21 protein-coding genes and 1 riboswitch are annotated in these 18,150 nt (G+C 40.0%); of the genes, 8 read left to right on the top strand and 13 right to left on the bottom strand.

Annotation, left to right across the window (positions count from 1 at the left end):
- The 3 genes from B4237_RS10590 to B4237_RS10580 form a co-directional block, all read left to right on the top strand.
- Positions 1–1,189 (top strand): MATE family efflux transporter (locus B4237_RS10590; RefSeq protein WP_286943028.1); only part of this gene is annotated, 1,189 nt, incomplete at its 5' end.
- Between the two features lie 249 nt (positions 1,190–1,438).
- Positions 1,439–2,734 (top strand): ABC1 kinase family protein, encoded by a 1,296-nt coding sequence (locus B4237_RS10585; protein ID WP_023013177.1) that lies wholly within the window; start codon positions 1,439–1,441, stop codon positions 2,732–2,734.
- 139 nt (positions 2,735–2,873) lie between these two features.
- Positions 2,874–3,128: a type B 50S ribosomal protein L31 gene (locus B4237_RS10580; protein ID WP_007479144.1), complete on the top strand. Its 255-nt coding sequence runs from the start codon at positions 2,874–2,876 to the stop codon at positions 3,126–3,128.
- Between the two features lie 89 nt (positions 3,129–3,217).
- Here the strand turns inward: B4237_RS10580 and B4237_RS10575 are convergent, their stop codons facing one another.
- From B4237_RS10575 to B4237_RS10565, 3 genes are all read right to left on the bottom strand, one after another.
- Positions 3,218–3,547: a DUF190 domain-containing protein gene (locus B4237_RS10575; RefSeq protein WP_061397908.1), complete on the bottom strand. Its 330-nt coding sequence runs from the start codon at positions 3,545–3,547 to the stop codon at positions 3,218–3,220.
- A gap of 17 nt (positions 3,548–3,564) precedes the next feature.
- A complete protein-coding gene (gene crcB, locus B4237_RS10570) occupies positions 3,565–3,945 on the bottom strand; it encodes a fluoride efflux transporter CrcB (protein ID WP_004876608.1) in 381 nt (126 codons plus the stop codon).
- Between the two features lie 126 nt (positions 3,946–4,071).
- Positions 4,072–4,152: riboswitch (Fluoride riboswitch) on the bottom strand.
- A gap of 58 nt (positions 4,153–4,210) precedes the next feature.
- Positions 4,211–5,068 carry a DUF2071 domain-containing protein gene (locus B4237_RS10565; protein ID WP_286943030.1) on the bottom strand — a complete coding sequence of 286 codons (858 nt, stop codon included), beginning with the start codon at positions 5,066–5,068 and terminating at the stop codon, positions 4,211–4,213.
- 298 nt (positions 5,069–5,366) lie between these two features.
- Here B4237_RS10565 and B4237_RS10560 point away from each other — a divergent pair, with 298 nt between their 5' ends.
- From B4237_RS10560 to B4237_RS10550, 3 genes are all read left to right on the top strand, one after another.
- Entirely contained in the window at positions 5,367–5,870 is a 504-nt protein-coding gene (locus B4237_RS10560) for a hypothetical protein (RefSeq protein ID WP_278595943.1), read from the top strand.
- Positions 5,871–6,075: 205 nt separating this feature from the next.
- Entirely contained in the window at positions 6,076–6,408 is a 333-nt protein-coding gene (locus tag B4237_RS10555; RefSeq protein ID WP_061397909.1) for a HopJ type III effector protein, read from the top strand.
- 126 nt (positions 6,409–6,534) lie between these two features.
- The gene (locus B4237_RS10550) at positions 6,535–7,740 is read left to right on the top strand and encodes a winged helix-turn-helix domain-containing protein (protein WP_278595944.1); all 1,206 of its coding nucleotides are present in this window, start codon (positions 6,535–6,537) and stop codon (positions 7,738–7,740) included.
- A 90-nt stretch (positions 7,741–7,830) separates the two neighbouring features.
- On the opposite strand, the gene B4237_RS10545 is transcribed toward B4237_RS10550, so the two are convergent.
- The 5 genes from B4237_RS10545 to B4237_RS10525 form a co-directional block, all read right to left on the bottom strand.
- Entirely contained in the window at positions 7,831–8,433 is a 603-nt protein-coding gene (locus B4237_RS10545) for a flavin reductase family protein (protein ID WP_278595945.1), read from the bottom strand.
- Positions 8,434–8,500: 67 nt separating this feature from the next.
- Positions 8,501–8,911 (bottom strand): GFA family protein, encoded by a 411-nt coding sequence (locus tag B4237_RS10540; RefSeq protein ID WP_061392215.1) that lies wholly within the window; start codon positions 8,909–8,911, stop codon positions 8,501–8,503.
- Positions 8,912–9,042: 131 nt separating this feature from the next.
- A complete protein-coding gene (locus B4237_RS10535) occupies positions 9,043–9,702 on the bottom strand; it encodes a hypothetical protein (RefSeq protein ID WP_278595947.1) in 660 nt (219 codons plus the stop codon).
- 71 nt (positions 9,703–9,773) lie between these two features.
- The gene (locus B4237_RS10530; RefSeq protein ID WP_278595948.1) at positions 9,774–10,967 is read right to left on the bottom strand and encodes a TIGR03862 family flavoprotein; all 1,194 of its coding nucleotides are present in this window, start codon (positions 10,965–10,967) and stop codon (positions 9,774–9,776) included.
- Positions 10,957–11,610 (bottom strand): SAM-dependent methyltransferase, encoded by a 654-nt coding sequence (locus tag B4237_RS10525; protein WP_171056585.1) that lies wholly within the window; start codon positions 11,608–11,610, stop codon positions 10,957–10,959. The genes B4237_RS10530 and B4237_RS10525 overlap by 11 nt, the downstream gene beginning before the upstream one ends.
- Before the next feature lie 85 nt (positions 11,611–11,695).
- On the opposite strand from B4237_RS10525, the gene B4237_RS10520 reads away from it, so the two are divergent.
- Positions 11,696–11,887, top strand: coding sequence for a DNA gyrase inhibitor YacG (locus B4237_RS10520; protein ID WP_007479167.1), 192 nt, complete (start codon positions 11,696–11,698; stop codon positions 11,885–11,887).
- Here the strand turns inward: B4237_RS10520 and B4237_RS10515 are convergent.
- The 5 genes from B4237_RS10515 to B4237_RS10495 all read right to left on the bottom strand — a co-directional run bounded on the left by B4237_RS10515 (position 11,884) and on the right by B4237_RS10495 (position 16,324).
- A complete protein-coding gene (locus tag B4237_RS10515; protein WP_004876592.1) occupies positions 11,884–12,528 on the bottom strand; it encodes an MBL fold metallo-hydrolase in 645 nt (214 codons plus the stop codon). The genes B4237_RS10520 and B4237_RS10515 overlap by 4 nt on opposite strands.
- 28 nt (positions 12,529–12,556) lie before the next feature.
- Positions 12,557–13,573, bottom strand: a complete 1,017-nt coding sequence (gene hemH / locus B4237_RS10510) for a ferrochelatase (RefSeq protein ID WP_019385779.1) — start codon at positions 13,571–13,573, stop codon at positions 12,557–12,559.
- A gap of 69 nt (positions 13,574–13,642) precedes the next feature.
- Entirely contained in the window at positions 13,643–14,671 is a 1,029-nt protein-coding gene (locus B4237_RS10505; RefSeq protein ID WP_061392210.1) for a DUF4062 domain-containing protein, read from the bottom strand.
- Positions 14,672–14,780: 109 nt separating this feature from the next.
- A complete protein-coding gene (murI, locus tag B4237_RS10500; protein WP_061392209.1) occupies positions 14,781–15,653 on the bottom strand; it encodes a glutamate racemase in 873 nt (290 codons plus the stop codon).
- 47 nt (positions 15,654–15,700) lie between these two features.
- The gene (locus B4237_RS10495) at positions 15,701–16,324 is read right to left on the bottom strand and encodes a DUF1285 domain-containing protein (protein ID WP_007479174.1); all 624 of its coding nucleotides are present in this window, start codon (positions 16,322–16,324) and stop codon (positions 15,701–15,703) included.
- 188 nt (positions 16,325–16,512) lie between these two features.
- On the opposite strand from B4237_RS10495, the gene B4237_RS10490 reads away from it, so the two are divergent.
- On the top strand, positions 16,513–18,150 hold a 1,638-nt coding region (locus B4237_RS10490), incomplete at its 3' end, for an electron transfer flavoprotein-ubiquinone oxidoreductase (protein WP_286943016.1).

The raw sequence follows: 18,150 nt of genomic DNA, 5'->3' as shown, positions 1-18,150 counted from the left end.
CGGCTTATGGATTCCTGTTATGTTGTTGTTTGCAGGAATTATGATTGCTGCTACGCCACTCGTTGCGGAAGCACGTGGTGCGAAAACACCTGAAAAAATTCCAACGATTGCTCGCCAATCTTTGTGGGTCGCTTTCATCCTCGGTATTTTGGCAATGCTGATCTTGCAAGCAATGCCAATGCTACTGCCACTTTTCGGCGTACCAGAAGCCTTATTACCTAAAGCGAGCTTATTCTTGCATGCGATTGGCTTTGGTATGCCCGCGGTAATGATGTATGCAGCATTACGCAGTTACTCCGAGGCCTTAGGCCATCCACGTCCTGTTACGGCAATTAGCCTAATCGCGTTACTTGTCCTCATCCCGCTGAACTTTATCTTTATGTATGGATTTGGACCAATTCCTGCATTGGGGAGTGCTGGGTGTGGTTTTGCTACAGCAATTCTACAATGGTTAATGTTCATCACTTTGGCGATCTACATCTCTAAAGCAAAAGCATATAAACAAGCACCTATTTTCACTCAATGGGAAAAAATTGATCCGTATTGGGTAAAAAGAATACTCAAGCTTGGTTTTCCAATCGGACTCGCAGTTTTCTTCGAAGTTAGTATTTTCAGTACAGGCGCATTGGTCCTCAGCCCATTAGGCGAAAATGCAATTGCTGCACATCAAATTGCCATTTCCGTGACTTCTCAATTGTTCATGATTCCATTGTCTCTAGCTATTGCACTCACCATTCGTGTGGGAATGTATTATGGTGAAAAGAACTGGCTTGCCATGCGACAAGTTCAAAAAGTAGGGTTATTGAGCGCAACATTCTTTGCAGCCTGTACGATGACATTGATCGCGGTTGCACGCCCATACATCGTGGCAATTTACACAGATGACCTTCAAGTGATTCCTGTTGCTATGTATTTACTTTGGTTTGCCATGGCATATCAACTCATGGATGCTTGGCAAGTCAGTGCCGCAGGGTGCTTGCGTGGTATGCAAGATACACAAGCACCGATGTGGATTACGTTGATGGCGTATTGGGTGATCGCCTTTCCAATCGGGCTGTATTTAGCACGCTATACCGTTTGGGGTGTCGCAGGTGTTTGGTTAGGATTGATTATTGGTTTAACCATCGCATGTGTATTACTTATTGGGCGATTGTATTTAAACAATAAACGCTTAGCCAACCTCCTTTAGATATTTTTTCTAGTGAAGCTGTAAGTCTCACTACAGCTCTCAAGAGATTTAAAATATCAAGAAGAATAAAAATAAAAGGCACTCAACAACCTAAAATCACCTTAGATACTCAAGCACTCCCCTCTTTTAAAGATAATTTAGGGGAGATTTTTAAATTACATCACTTAACATTTTGTTATAGGCAATTTAAGTTTTGTCGCCTATGATCAAAGTATCAATTTAAAACTGGATCCTATGAGGTCAAGCGAAATGGCGAAGCATGCAAGTTCACCCAGTAAACGTTTTCTAAAACTCGCTGGTATGACCGCAAGTATTGCGACCAAAAGCGTCGCCAACTCCATTCGTAACCTCAATGCAGATGAAGAACAAAAAAATGCTGCGCGAAGCCAACTTTTCCAAGACATCGGATTACAAATTGCTGACACCTTAGGTGAAATGAAAGGCGCGGTGATGAAAGTAGGTCAAATCGCCTCACAGTACAAAGATATTTTCCCACCTGAAGTCGCTAAAGCAATTGCCAAACTACAACGCCAAGCGCCAGCAATGCCTTTCACTGCAATTAAACAGCAAGTTGAAAAAGAGCTAGGTAAACCCTTAACTGAAGTATTTAGCTCTTTTGAAGCAGAGCCTTTTGCTGCTGCATCGATTGGACAAGTACACCGTGCAGTGCTACCGAATGGTCAATCAGTTGTGGTAAAAGTACAATATCCAGGGGTCGACGATGCATGTGAAAGTGATTTAAAACAAGTCCGCCTTGCACTTCGTCTCATGGGTGTTTTAAAAATTGATAAAAAATTACAAGACCAACTTTTTAAAGAAATCCAAGATAGTTTATCTGCTGAACTTAATTATGAAATTGAGGCACAAAACCTCGAAGTCTTTAAAACATTTCATGAAAAACTCGATGACCAAGTCATTATACCGACGGTCTATAAAGAATATTCTTCTCGTCGCGTTCTTACACTCAGCTTAGAACAAGGCGAGTCCATTGAAACGGCAAGTACATGGTCAGTCGAAACACGCAATCAAATTGGTCGACGTTTAATTCGTGCTTTGGGGCAAGAAATGTTTTTCTTAAAACGTTTTCACTGTGACCCCCATCCAGGGAATTTTGCATTCCGAGAAGATGGCAGTATCATCATTTATGACTACGGCAGTGTAAAAACCCTTTCACCTGAAATCATTCAGCATTTTAAAGCATTGGTAAATGCAGCTCGCCAAGAAGATATTAATCAGGTTGAAAATCTACTGGTTGAGCTACATTCAATCGCTGAAAAGCAAAAATTTCCAAGCGAGCTTTATGTCCAGTGGATCGAAATCCTACTGCGTCCATTAAGCACACATTACGATTTTGCTGAAAACTCATCTCATCACGATGGCATGAGACTGGTGAAGAAATCATTAAAATATTGGGATGTCTTTAAACCATCACCTGATACGCTGATGGTGAATCGAACGATTTCAGGACATTACTGGAATCTCATTCATCTGAAGGTGCATGACAATTTGAATGATCTTTTTGAAGAACTGGTACCGAATTATTAAACCCATCCTACTTTTCATCGGCGAATTTAAAAGAAGCTGTATTATTTAAATGTATAAATAATACAGCTTGAAGTTTCATGAATTGACTCCATGTATTGTTATGTTATAACATTTCTATATAAATTAGGAGTATTTGAAAATGCGTAAAGATATCCACCCTACATACCAACAAGTTCTATTTCATGACACCAATGCGGATGCTTATTTCTTAATTGGGAGTACGCTTCAAACCAAGCAAACGAAAGAATATCAAGGTAAAGTTTATCCATACGTTACGCTGGATATTTCAAGTGCATCACACCCCTTTTATACAGGTGAGCAACGTCAGGCGAGCAATGAAGGTCGTGTTGCAAGCTTTAATAAACGCTTTGGTCGTTTTAACCGCAAGGGTTAATCTTATTTTAAGTTTCACCCATTAGGCTGTAATTATTCGAAGTCTAAGGCAATCTCCTCCGCTTAGACTTCTTTTTTTATGCCTAAAATTCAAATCTCGTTTTCAGATTGTCCAACGAAACCAAACTCAATGGGTGCTTTGACATAAAACAAAGAGATTTCTTTGCTATTCAAATAATCTAACAATTCCTTTGCTTGATCCTCTGTCACAGCAAACTGAACTTGTACTGGGCGATCCGCAAGTTCAAAGAAATGTCCAGAATGCAATTGACCGTGATGGTCTAAACCTTCGACGGCACTTAACATCGTTGCACCTCGTAGATTCATTTTCTTCGCGACACTAAACAACCACTCATTCATTGGCTGCCCCTGATAAGTTCGATTTTGGGCAGTATAAAAAGTAATTAAAAATCCATTCATTTTGACTATTCCCCCAACTAAGCCGCGCTTAACCACTGATGTAAACTCATTCCTAAAATCGTAAATAACAATGAGCCTAAAACATGAATCGCAATTGCGGCACATGCATAACCCAATTTACCACTTTGTAATAAGGTCACGATCTCAGCTGAAAAGGTTGAAAATGTTGTAAGCGCGCCACAAAAGCCTGTAATCACAAAAAGTTTATAATTGGGACTGAGTGAACTTTGAGAAAAATATGAAATTGCAAATCCGATGATAAAACCACCAACAAAATTTACGGCGACTGTTCCCAGTGGAATATTAGGAAAAATTGGATTGAGTTTGAGTCCAATAAACCAGCGCAACCAAGCACCGAATATTGAACCTAATGCGATTGAAATTAAAGGATAATACATGATTCACTCCAAACACAGATTTGGAGCTAAATAAACATTCAGCATGGGTTTATTTTTCTGAGGACTGATCATCTGCGAACTCCAAATTAAAGAACAGAGCACGCACAAACCTACGCCCCTGTTCAGGGAAACGTAGGCATCATTAGCTCTCATCTAGTAAAAAATGGAGCGGTTTGTGATAGGAGGAATGCCATCTCCTTTGCTCTAAAATAACATAATTTTTAGACAACTCAACACTGTGTATAAACATAAAGTTATCCACAATCTAGTTCGATTTTTCTAAAATCCGTTCACCGAGTACATGAAAATCTAAAGCAGGGACAACAAATGCAAAAGCATCTGTGTCACTTTCCACGCCAAATTTCTTTAATAATGCAGGCGCGTTAAGAGACAAGATTTGAGCAGCTCGTATATCTTCATACTGAACAGGCATCTCAATATCACCCTGCGAAATGCATTCAGGTCGATCAACCCATTCTGCCCAAGCGTGATCTTGATCCACCAAAAATTGTACCGCCTCATCCCATGAATCAAACATCTGTTGCCATGTTGGTGTGAGTGTTTTTTCCTGTGTCATTTTTACATCACTGTTAAATGAATAGTCTGTATCAACAAAAACATCTGTCTGAATACTTTGCTGCTGTGGATTAAACTGATGCTGAAATACAGGCGCATATTGTGCAGGCATCACATCACTGGCTAGTCGTCCACCCATCACATAGAGATACTGATCTAAAAGCACTTGCTCAAAAATCACGGTCTTCGGATAAGTATGATCTAGATAAAATCGCCAATTACTTTGCTGTGGCGACGGCATCCATTGACGTAACCCACCTAAGAAGCGAAAACCGAAATGCTGATGTTGATAGGTTAAAATCGTAAAAATTGTTTTACCTTGCTTCTCCCAAAGTGGTACTTCCGAGGGATAATGCTGACGTACCTGCTCCACATCTACCAGCCAAGATAAATAGACAATATCTTTGACCTGACTTTCTAAACGCATAAATGGAATACAACGCATCAACAGTCGGCGCAACTGCAAAATCAAACGACAACTCAAAAATTTGGCAAGCAATTGAAAAAGTGTATTTTGTTTAGGTGGCTTAAAACGATGTCTATTCATTGTTGTCATATCACTCATCATTGCGATGAGCATAATCATCTTCAATCAATACGTCCAGTTTGGTCACATCGACTCATCAATTTCAACCATTCAATGCTATGATTCTTGCATTCAGTGAAGTGAACATGGAATTTAAAATGGCTAAAAGCTTATTGGCATAACTCCCAGACACTAGACTATTCACTCTGAATACTTAAAACCAGATGGATTAATAGAAATTCTTATTTTTACAGAGAAATCTAAATCATATTAAAAGAATAGCCAGATAAAATAGCTTTGAACGATTGGGAAACTAGATATGGTAGCAAGTAATAGAAAATATCTCGAAGAAATTTTTCCACAGATTCCTTTGGGTGAATCTTATTCTTTATTAGAATGTGATTTTTATGATACACATCATAGATATTTCAACCAGATTGATGATAATTATTTATCTGCAATTAATATGACTGCTGAAGATTTAATCCTCAAATATAACTTTCAATGGCCTGAGTTTTATACAAATGCTGCTTTAAAGGCGGCCTCTACAAGAAGTAGACCTCAAGAAGGAATCAATACGTGGAAAGATGTTAATTATGAATATTTATATTACTTTGGCAATTCATGTAGTTTTCTAGACACAAATGGTTTTAAATTCTTTTTGACAGCTGCTATGTATCAATATTTGACATTCCCTGAAAAGAATTACAGCTTTATAGATTCATTTATTTATAGACTTGATTCGCAATTGGGAAAGGATCACTATGTTTTTAATGCTCCCCAAAAAAAATTTATTGAATTGTTCTTGAAAGATAATACTTAACCTAAAACAAATACTAAGACATTAATTCTTATTCACTTTAACACTGATTTATTATGTTTTTATTGAAAACAGTTCATTTTAACTCAGTAAGTGAACATTAGATTTTGTTTCATCCAATACGTCTAGTTTGGTCACATCGACTCATCAATTTCAGCCATTCAGTGCTATGATTCTTGCATTCAGTGAAGTGAACATGGAATTTAAAATGGCTCAAAGCTTATTGGCTCAACTTAAAGATGGTTCTGCAAAGTTTGCAGATGTATTGGCGTTTATTGAAGCACGTTACCAACATACCCCTACGGCTTTTCAGAATGGTGCACAATTCAATGCAGCAACCGAGAATCAAGGCAGCGCTAAAGTACTCACTTTTGCAAAGCTAGAAGGTTTAAATCAACAAGATACGCTGAGCTTATTTGCAGAACATTATGCATCTGTTCTCGCGACACCAGAAGCAACAGACCATCAAAACATTCGTCAGTTTATGCAAAATGGCTGGGATGGCGTAAAGTTTGAAGGCGAAGCTTTAACTGCAAAATAATGATCTTATTGGCTCAAGACAGCCATGACGCTAGGGGGCGAACACTGTTCGCCTGCTTTGCTTTGATGCTCCCTTGAGCATTTATATTGTCCACTGCATAATTTTAAAAATAATCTGAGAAAAATAATGCTGATCAATCAAAACAATGTATTACAACAACTCAGGAACATCACTTTAGCAGCACAAGGCCTTCATCAAAAGTCAGCCTTTGGAACAGGTAAGACAGCCGTGATTCAAACACTGACACAATTGGGTTATGTGCAAATTGATACCTTATCCATGGTGGCTAGAGCACATCATCACACTTTTTGGACACGTATTCCTGACTATCAACCGCAATGGCTCGACCAATTGGTTGCAGAGGGTCAGATTTTTGAATATTGGTTTCATGCAGCATCTTATTTGCCGATACAAGATTTTAGATACGCGCTGCCCAAAATGCACAGCATCAAAAATCGAGAATCACGTTATTATCAAGCAGATGTACAAGTCATGCGTCATGTTTATGATCGAATCCGCATTGAAGGCGCTCAAAAAGCGAGAGACTTTGAAAGCTTAAGCAAAAAGCAAGGCAGCTGGTGGAATTGGAAACCAACCAAAATGGCGCTTGAGCAGCTTTTTATGCAAGGTGACTTGATGATTAGTGCTCGAAACGGCATCGAGAAAGTCTATGATTTGAGCGAAAGAGTGTTGCCCAATCATATTAATACTACATGTCCAGACCCGCTTGAATATGCTGAATACTTGGTTAAGACCTATTTACGCGCTTATGGCTTTACGACGATCAAACAAATCACCCATTTAAAAACCGAGCCGACCCTGCGGAAAAATGTTGTATCGGTTTTACAACACATGCTTGAAGAAGGTGTGATCCAAAAATTAAATATTGCTGAATTTCCTACAATCTACGTGCTGACTGGTTTGCAAGATCAAATCGAAAATACACCACATAGCAACCTGTCACTGCTCTCGCCTTTTGACAACGCCATCATTCATCGTGAACGAATCAAAACCCATTTTGACTTTGATTTTCGTCTTGAGTGCTACACACCACAAGCCAAACGTAAGTATGGATATTTTTGTTTGCCGATCTTATTTGGCGATATTTTCATTGGTCGAGTAGATTGCAAAGCACATCGTAAAAATGGTCAATTTGAACTTATTCATTTGCATATCGAAAATACACAGATTGACATGCCATCTTGGTTGCCGCCATTTCTTGATACTTTACAACGCTTTGCTCAGTTTAATCAGTGCCAATCTATTGAAATCACGCAGATTAGCCCGCCAGCACTATCCAGTGTAGTTCGTGAATTTCTGACAATTGGCTGAGAAAAAGTAAACTTTGAAGGTAATGCTTTAACTGCAAAATAATCATTTAAGAGGGATTATTTCCTGCTTTATTAACTCTGAAATTGAGTTTTATGGTCTAGATAACTTATGCAATTCATTGGTTAAGCTATAAAAATCCCCACCCATTTTCCCAACGCTGTGTAAATTCTGTTGATCGATCATTGTGCCATCCCAAAGATGATCAGCCACATAAATTGCCTTTACATCTAACAATGCAACTGTACCGCCAGAAGCTAAACTACTCAGTTGTAAAACTTCTCTTAATTGGCATTCATATCGAATCGGTGCGTCTTTTACAGCCAGTGGTTGAACAGAATGACTCTCACAAGATTCAATCTTAGCGAATTCAAATTCACTCTGTTCTGGTGGCAACAGTGCACAGGATAAATTCATCTTTTCCAATAATTCAGTATTGGCAATATGAATCACACATTGCTTCGTTGCGATTAAATTTCTCAAAGTATCTTTATCTTGACCACTTTGTGGATTGACTTGTGAATACCACAGAATCGGAGGATTACAGCTTGCAACATTGAAAAAAGAATAAGGGGCAATATTGGCTACACCCTCAGTAGATAAGGTACTAATCCACGCAATGGGTCTTGGTGTGATGCCTCCAACCAATAACCGATAAACCTCTGTTGGCGAAAGTGATGCCGTATCAAAAATCATATTTATACCCAAAACAAGGACCAAGAAATCAAATACATTGCCGAATCATCAAAAAGCAATGCTTGCTTTATGGACGCTCCTCAAACTGAGGTAAATCATCTGCAATACAGTCCCATTCTGCTTTAGAGCCAACAAAAATATGCATCTGAGGCTTTTGCTGCAAAGGTGTATCCAAGGTCCCTATTCTTAAACGATATAACTCAGGTTGTGCATCTCGAGAACTAATCAATGGAGAACCACACTCACCACAAAACCAACGATATACACCTGATGCTGCAAATTTTTTAACTAAATTTTCGCCTTGAGTAATTTTAAATGCTGTGCTGCTGATCGGTGCATTGGTCGCAAAAGCTGTGCCATTAGCTTTACGACAGCGCTGGCAATGGCACTGTATAACATCACCGATCTCCCCGTGGATTTCATAATGAATACCACCACACAAACAGCTTCCTTGAAAAATCGGCGCAGCTAAAGACATAGTTATTATCCCAATCAAAGTTCTCTAAAAATTAGCATTAATAAAATAGAAATAACAAGCAAATGGTAAAAACAAAAGTATTGAAAATTTGAATGCTATGCTTAGAACTTTGAAAAGCATTACGTTTTAAATTAATTCACTAATGCTGCAAATAAACCACCAATCGTAATGTAGAAAACGACAGGCATGCCCAAGAACCAAAACTTAGCCCAAGCATTGGTGTTAAAAACCTGTGTCGCTCCACGATAACTTACCCAACATGAAAGCAATAAAAATGGAATTGTTATCACAGCTAAAAACGTCGAATTATTATAGGCATCGACATAATTTTTATAGAGAAATGTTTGAATCAAAGTGACAACAATGATCGGCAATACATAAACTAATGCCTGCAAAACAAATACATGTCTAGCCAGTTGCGGATCCGCATCCCGAACACCAGAAAATTGCAGACGTGTTTTATACCACCAGCCTTGTATGACCCAAGCCAATGCAGCCGACAAAATGCCCATTCCCAGCACCCAAAGCCAGTAGGCGAACCATGTCTCTGTTAGGGAATCTGTAAAAAATGAAGATTGACCAAGCTCAGAACTTAACAGCTTCTGATCAATGCGATCCATTACAGCGACAACACCAATCAAATAAGCCATCAGCATAATACTTTTATGGTGATAGTGATTCGATTGAGAAAAAAATGTCTTCGGTTTAAAAAATAAATTGAATAAATTTTTTGGCTGAAATGGTTGAATAATTTCTATGTTTTGCTCTTCTAAAGTGTGTTCAGTATTCATATCGGCTCGTCATAAATTAGAATATTTTTAGTCAAAATAATATCGGATATAGCGTAAAAAAGTGAGCTGTTTTAGTCACTCAAAAGTTGATGAACACCTTGTCCTGCTGCCCGTCCTGTTGCAAAACAAGCTGTCAGTAAATAACCACCTGTGGGTGCATCCCAATCCAACATTTCACCACAACAAAAGATATAAGGATTAGATCGCAATTGTAACCGCGGAGACAGTGCCGCTTGCTTTACGCCGCCTGCACAACTAATGGCTTCTTCAATAGGACGAAATCCATCCAAAGGAATACATAACTGTTTAATATGTTGCGCCATTCGTCTAGCATCAGACCATTGTGCTTTAGCAACGACTTCACGAATTAAATTGATTTTGACTTGATCTAAGCCCGCTTTACGCCAAATATTGGTTAAAGACTGCTTTTTATTACCTTGTAACTTATTTTCTAACTGCTCCAGACTGACATCAGGCAGCAAATCCAAATAAAGTTGTAAGACTTGATGGTTAGCATTTAAGACTCTTAAATCACGCCCTAACTTATAGATCACACCACTTTCCAAACCATAGTGTGTAATCACAATATCGCCATGCGTTTTGTTTTCTGCATTCACCCATGCATCAACGCGTTTGAGTGGTTGCCCAAAACAATCTTGCATAAATGGCGACCATGTTTTCAGTACTCCAACATTGCTGGGTTGAAAAGTTTCAATTTCGTCCTGTGCTAACCAATCTTGCCATAAGCCATCACTACCCAACTGAGTCCAAGACACCGCACCACATGCCAAAACTATCGCATCATAACTTGCCGTAAAACGCTGAGTCTGATTTTCAATCGTGAGTTCATTTTTAGATAATTCTACACAGCGATGGCGATAGTGAAATTTTACCTTCGCTGTCATCAAACGTTTTAGCCAAGCGCGAAGTAAAGGCGCTGCTTTCATTTCAACGGGGAAAACACGTCCAGAGCTGCCAATATAGGATTCGATGCCTAAACCATACATCCAATTTTGAATCCACGCTGCATCCCACTGTTTGATCCAAGGCGTAAGCCATTCCGCGTGATCATAGCGTTGAATAAAATCCGCGACAGGCTCATTGTGGGAAATATTCAGTCCTGTTTTCCCTGCCATCAAAAATTTACGTGCAGCAGAAGGTTTTTGCTCAAACACATCAATCGTATAGTCATATTGACTGAGCACTTCGGCTGCCATCAAACCTGCTGGGCCAGCGCCAATAATGGCAATGCGCTTATTCGGCATCACTGCTCTCAGACATGATCTGCCCTTGTAATGGCATGAAATCATCAAAACGCGTGACATATTCCTGAGGCTTAGTGATTAGCAATTGCTGGCATAATTCACCGCGTTCTAAGTACTTAATTTCAAAATGTGTACGTGCCGAATCGCTAGCAATTTTTTGTTTTTCATACGGCAGCTTCCACAATTCAATTAGTTGCTGTTCCGCTTCATCAATATATTCGGGAATGTTACTGGCAAGTGTAATCGTGCCATTCGGCTTTAAGCGCGAAATTAGAAACTCAAAAAAAGGCATATTTAACCAGCGTTGTGCTGGATTATGAGGTTCTGGGTTGGGATAGAGAATAAAGAAATGTTCAACTTGTGCTGGAAATAAAGCATGGACGATCCACGGTAATGCATCCGCATGAATCGGGTTTAAATATTCACGCACTTCAAGTTGATGCTGTTTTTGCATCGCCAAAAATTTTTCTTTAGTCCGCTCAATTGCATATAACGTGGTTTGAGGATTTTGTCCTGTAAAAAGTAAGGCATGCTTACCTTTACCAGCACCAATTTCAACGCAAATTGGTGTATTTGGAATTTGCTGAAAATCTCGTGGAGCTTGCATTCTATGCGCTTGAAATTGACGAATCGACATAATCACATCAAACTATCTATAAATCGGGCATAAGTCTAACAAGTCACTTTGCTTTTGCCTAATGTATTTAGTTTTGCTGTAGGAATTTTCTATGCCTCGTACATTTCCATGTCCACGTTGTGGTGAAGCTAGCACTTGGGAAGGCAATGAATTTCGCCCATTTTGTTCTGAGCGCTGCAAATTAATCGATCTAGGTGCTTGGGCAAGTGAAGAATATAAATTGCCTACTCAAGATGCACCTCAAGCAGGCTTACAGCGTCACGAAGATGACTATGAGGATTAACCCGCTTTGCTCGCAACAAACGGGTTAAATTGCTTTTCATAACCGATGGTACTGATTGGGCCATGACCTGAAATAAACTGCGTTTCATCAGGCAAGCTAAAGCACTCACGTTGAATCGAATCAAGTAACTGTTGATGATTACCTTTCGGAAAATCTGTACGTCCAATCGAACCCTTAAACAGTACATCTCCTGTCCAAAGCAAACCATGTTGAGCGTTATAGAACATCACATGACCAGGAGTATGCCCCGGTGCAAAGCGAACCTCAAATTCATCATCCCCCAGTTTAAGGACTTCTCCCCCCTCCAACCACTGATCAACTTTGACAGGTTGAGGAATCGGAAAGCCATAACGTGCCGACACTTCTTGGATCATGTCTAACCAAAACTGATCTTCTTTATGCGGCCCAATCACAGGGATTTTCCATGTCTCAGCCAGCTCACCCACCGCACCTGCATGATCAAGATGCCCATGTGTTAGCCAAAGTGCCTTGACCTTTAAACCTAATGCTTCCACCTCTTTTTTGAGTACCGCTGCATCACCGCCCGCATCAATCAAAACAGCTTCTTTACTCTCACTATCCCAAACAATGGAACAGTTTTGAGCAAATGCAGTTACGGGCACAATTTTGACTTGCAGCATAAAAACCTCTGGCGAAATAAGCGTCGATTTAACGATGGGCTAAGGTATGAGTAAGAGCATCAAGATTAGCTTGAACTAGACTCGCAAGCAAATCTATATGCGACTGTTGCGCATTCAAGGCAGGAATGTATGCATATTCTCCACCACCTGCATGTTGGAAAATTTCTTTATTCTGCATGGCTAATTCTTCAAGTGTTTCTAAACAATCTGCTGAGAATGCTGGACTAAGTACCTGTACAGATTTTACTTTTTGCTCACCCCATTGTTGCAGCAATTGATCTGTATAAGGTTTTACCCACTCTTGCTTACCAAATCGCGATTGGAAGCTAATCGCCCACTCATCATCATTTAAATGCAACGCTTCAGCGACTAAACGTGCTGTAGTTCGACAACGATCCGCATACGGGTCGCCTTTATCAGCATAAGGCTGAGGAATACCATGAAAAGACATGAGTAGTTTCTGTGCTTTGCCATGATGCGTTTGATATTCAAGAACACTTTCAGCAAGTGCCTGAATAAATAGTGGATGCTGATAATAATCTTTAATCAACGTCAAACCAGGTAAATGGCGTTGATTAGGAATCCATTTTGCAAAAGCATCATAAAGTGGTGCTGTCGACGTTGCTGAATATTGCGGAAATAATGGTAATAAAATGACATGTTCTTGTGGGTCTTTTTCTAATTGATCCAGTACGTCATAAATACTCGGTTGACCATAAGTCATAGCAGGTACAACCGTTAAATCAAACTGATGATTTTCATCTTGTAAGCGTTGTTTGACCAACTGCGCTTGCTCAAGCACAATTTCCCGCATCGGTGAATCTTTTGACCATACTGAGGCGTAGGCTTCAGCCACTCGCTTTGGGCGAAACGTCAGAACGAATAAATGCAAGATCACCCACCAAATTGGTTTGGGGATTTCGATCACTCGCGTATCAGATAAGAATTGTTTTAAGAAACGACGCACTGCTGGCACAGTGGCTTCATCTGGCGTACCTAAATTAGCCAAAACCACAGTGACTTTTGGTTTTTGTATCGCTGACATTAACCGCTTCCGCTATAAGTAAATTTCTCTCATTACTTTAGCAGTTTTAGGATTTTTTTTTAAATGGGTTTAATGCATAGTCTTAAACTGAAAAACCCGATTACTATCCAACATATTACTTTCCAATAGCTTCTGGCCTTTGTGCGTCAGCTGCCATAACATCCGTTGACGATCATCACGCCCAGCAGGAACAATCCACTCATTTTGTCGCATCTGCAATTTGATCTCATGCAAAGCACGGATATTAATCTGCGCACGAGATACAGCATGCGCTCGTGGCATCTCTTTACGTGCATCCTCTAGACCAGTTTCATTTAAATATTCATTCATACGCTTTGAAAAATATTCTTCTGGTGTTGGAATAATAAATGATGCACCTAAGACATTAAGTAATTGTGCCCAAGTTATTTTACGAAAGGTTTTTATTTCTTTGAAATTACCATCTTGATAAGCATGCATACGATATTCAAATGAATATAACTCGTGCATAGAAACTTTTGGGACAGAGGCAATTGGATCAGCTTCACGCCCCCCCATCTCTGCTTCGAGTTGTTTTACTTTGGTACGTAATGCGTCAATTTCATCTTGTAAGACTTGAGTATTTTGAGGACGAACCCAGCCCACAACAGGATAGCGCTCCAACATTTGTGGCATACTCGAACGCACAGCGAGCTCTAAATCTCTCAATGTCCGATAACAGAAAACTTGATCAACCTCATGCTGAAGTTGTTTTCTAAACTCTTTAAATTTTTCTTTCAGCTCAGGTTTATTATCATGCAAACTAGTTTCACGTGAATCAGGATCTTCATGCATGAAAACAATCACTGGTTTTTGTTTGGTCATTGCATAGATATATTCTAGATGCATATAGCCCACACCAGAGACTGATTGCTCACCGTACTGACTACCCAGCAGGATCACGACATAATCACAGTCATCAATCTGACGACGTGCAATCGAGGTACTTAAAGGTGTGCGCTGTTCCAAGCCCCACGAAAAGAACCCCATTCCAACCAAAGTTTGAGTTAATACTGCCCGCTCTGGTTGCATTTCATTGCCAGACGTAGAAATAAAAACTTGATAACGAGTATCTTGCATAGGCTGAGCCTCATTTTACTTATCTATAAACCCAAGCCCTTGAGCCTGTAATTTATGAACAGATAACCCCATAAAATCTTAAATATGGTTAGAAATTCAGAATCAAAAACTAAACTTCAACCAGATCTTGAATCGTCCATGTCAGTTGTTCTGGTATCAAGTGTCGGAGTACTGGTTCCAACTCAACCGCATTTTGACCGCTAACAAAACATTCAATACGTGTAATATTATGACTTATTTTGTCACATAATAACCTATTTTTTATCAAAATATATGCTGTTTGTCGCGCAACTGCCTGTCCTGAATCAATTAATTTCAGCTTTTCAGCAAAAATTTGATGAATAGCATCTTTCAAGAATGGATAGTGCGTACAACCAAGTACGAGAAAATCTGCGCCTTGGTCTACAACAGGTTGTAATATCTGTCGTAATACGCTTAAACAACCATCACTCATCTGCTGCCCAGCTTCTACAAATGGAACAAGCTCCAAACTGGTCACGGTTAACACCTTTACACCCGCAGGTTCAGCAAACTTGGTCATCACATCTTTGATCAATCGACCACGAAACGTTGCAGGGGTTGCTAACACAGCGACAACCTTAGATTGTGTTTGCAGCACAGCTGGCTTTAGCGCTGGTACTAATCCAACAATAGGAAAATTTTCCCCATAGTGTTCCCGCAAATAATCCAAACTAAACGCAGATGCAGTATTACAAGCAACTACAGCAATCTTACAGCCTTGCCGATATAACCATTCAATTGCATGTGCCGTTAATTCACGAATTTCTTGGTCAGAACGTGCACCATAAGGAACGTGCGCCGTATCTGCATAATAAATGATGCGCTCATTTGGCAGATGTCGTGCAATTTCCTGTGCTATCGAAAGCCCTCCTATTCCTGAATCAAAAACCCCAATTGGTGCATCTGATGATGCATGTGGCATAGGATGAAGTACTTCAGCAATAGGTTGAACGGCAGTCATACAGATATATTGACACAATGATTAATTCACTCTTTTAAGCTTAAACCTCAGGTGCTCAAATGCAATACCAAATCACCACTTTTTAACGTTAAAACAGCTTCACCATTTTCAGTTTCTGACAGACAGCCATAATTCACGAGATGATAAAAACTTTGTCGTTGAATTAATGCATTTATACCAAAGCGTACATGCACATATGGACGCAATTCCCCCTGATATTCCCGCATAAAAATCGGATGTTCCTCATCTACGATCACGACATCTTGATTGGTTGTGGTCAACTGTAAATAAAGCTTACCCTCAATCTCAACTTGATCAGCCTGATTGATCAATAAAGGTTCATCCTCTACCTCAATTTCGATCTGCTCAACAGGGGTTTTTAAGTAGAATTTTCCATCTTCTTTCCAAAGCACTTTGCTAAACAGATCTAACAGTGCTTGGCGTTTTACCAATTGACCTTCGTGCCACCATTCTCCGTTAGCTTTTACGCGTAGATCCATTTTGCCACAATGCTTTGGATGCCATTGGTCTAAAGGTGGAATTGACCTTTTGTGACTTTGCTGTACATCTTTTAAGTATTGTGTAATGTTCATTAAGTTTTTATCATCAGACAACACGGTTTTTCCCTGATTTTCTAAAGAGTTTTGTGGAGAATCATTTTCATTTATCATAGTTTATGCCTTGCTGACGAGAAAATATGACCGCTCAGCCAATTGGCGAGATCAAGGTTTAAAACTATACTATCCCAAACGTTTGCAAGCGCAATAGCTAGTTTTTGTGCTTGGCAATTAAGAACACTCATGGCAGCACCGAATAGCAATGATTACGGTTGCCACCCTTAAAATATGAGGAGTCCTACATGGAACACATCGAACGCGAAGCGATGGAGTTTGACGTAGTGATCGTAGGCGCTGGACCTGCGGGTTTATCTGCTGCGATTAAAATTCGTCAATTAGCGATTGAAAACAACCTACCAGATCTTTCTGTTTGTGTGGTTGAAAAAGGCTCTGAAGTTGGTGCGCATATCCTTTCTGGTGCTGTACTTGAACCGCGTGCCATGAATGAATTGTTCCCGAACTGGAAAGAAGAAGGCGCTCCGCTGAATGTTCCTGTTACGGGCGACGAAACTTATTTCTTATTGTCTGATACCAAAGCACAAAAGATGCCGTATTGGATGGTTCCTAAATCAATGCACAACGAAGGGAACTATGTCATTTCTCTTGGTAATGTCGTGCGTTGGTTAGGTCAAAAGGCTGAAGAATTAGAAGTTTCGATCTTCCCGGGCTTTGCTGCTGCTGAAGTGCTTTACCATGAAGATGGTACCGTTAAAGGCATTCAAACAGGTGATATGGGGATTGGCAAAAATGGTGAGCCAACACACAACTTCACGCCGGGTTATGAACTTCACGCTAAATATACATTGTTCGCTGAAGGCTGCCGTGGTCACCTTGGTAAACGCCTGATTGCAAAATACAATCTTGATAAAGATGCTGATCCTCAGCACTACGGTATCGGGATTAAAGAACTTTGGGAAATCGATCCTGCTAAACATAAACCAGGCTTAGTGATGCATGGTGCTGGCTGGCCATTATCTGAAACAGGTTCATCTGGTGGCTGGTGGTTATACCACGCTGAAAACAATCAGGTGACTTTGGGTATGATCGTGGATTTATCATATGAAAATCCGCACATGTATCCATTCATGGAAATGCAACGCTGGAAAACACACCCAACCATCAAGCAATTCCTTGAAGGTGGTAAACGTATTTCTTACGGCGCACGTGCTGTTGTGAAAGGTGGCTTTAATGCTTTGCCTAAACTGACTTTCCCAGGCGGTTGCTTGATTGGTGATGATGCTGGCTTCTTGAACTTCTCAAAAATCAAAGGCTCACACACTGCAATGAAGTCAGGTATGTTGTGTGGTGAGGCAGTATTCGAAGCGATTGCTGCGGGTGTTGCCAAAGGTGGTGATCTTGCGATTGCTCGTGTTCTTGAAGGCGAAGACCACTTCGACAAAGAATTAACTGCTTATACTGACAAATATAACAACTCTTGGTTAAAAGAAGAGTTATATAACTCACGCAACTTTGGCCCTGCAATGCACAAGTTTGGTCAGTGGATTGGTGGTGCGTTTAACTTTATCGATCAAAACATCCTTAAAGTACCATTTACTTTGCATGACCTTAAACAAGATTTTGCAGCACTGAAAACTGTGGATGCGTCAACGTTTAAACCAAACTATCCAAAACCAGATGGCAAGTTGACCTTTGACCGTTTATCTTCTGTATTCGTATCGAATACCGTACATGAAGAAAATCAGCCAGCGCATTTGAAACTGACTGATGCATCAATTCCTGTCAACGTAAACCTTCCAAAATGGGATGAGCCAGCTCAACGCTATTGCCCTGCTGGTGTTTATGAAGTGATGGAAAATGATGACGGTTCTAAGCGTTTCCAAATCAATGCTGCGAACTGTGTTCACTGTAAGACATGTGAC

Source organism: Acinetobacter sp. UBA6526 (assembly GCF_002434875.1).
Taxonomy (GTDB): Bacteria; Pseudomonadota; Gammaproteobacteria; order Pseudomonadales; family Moraxellaceae; genus Acinetobacter; species Acinetobacter venetianus.
This window is presented reverse-complemented; position numbering and strand designations above follow the sequence as displayed.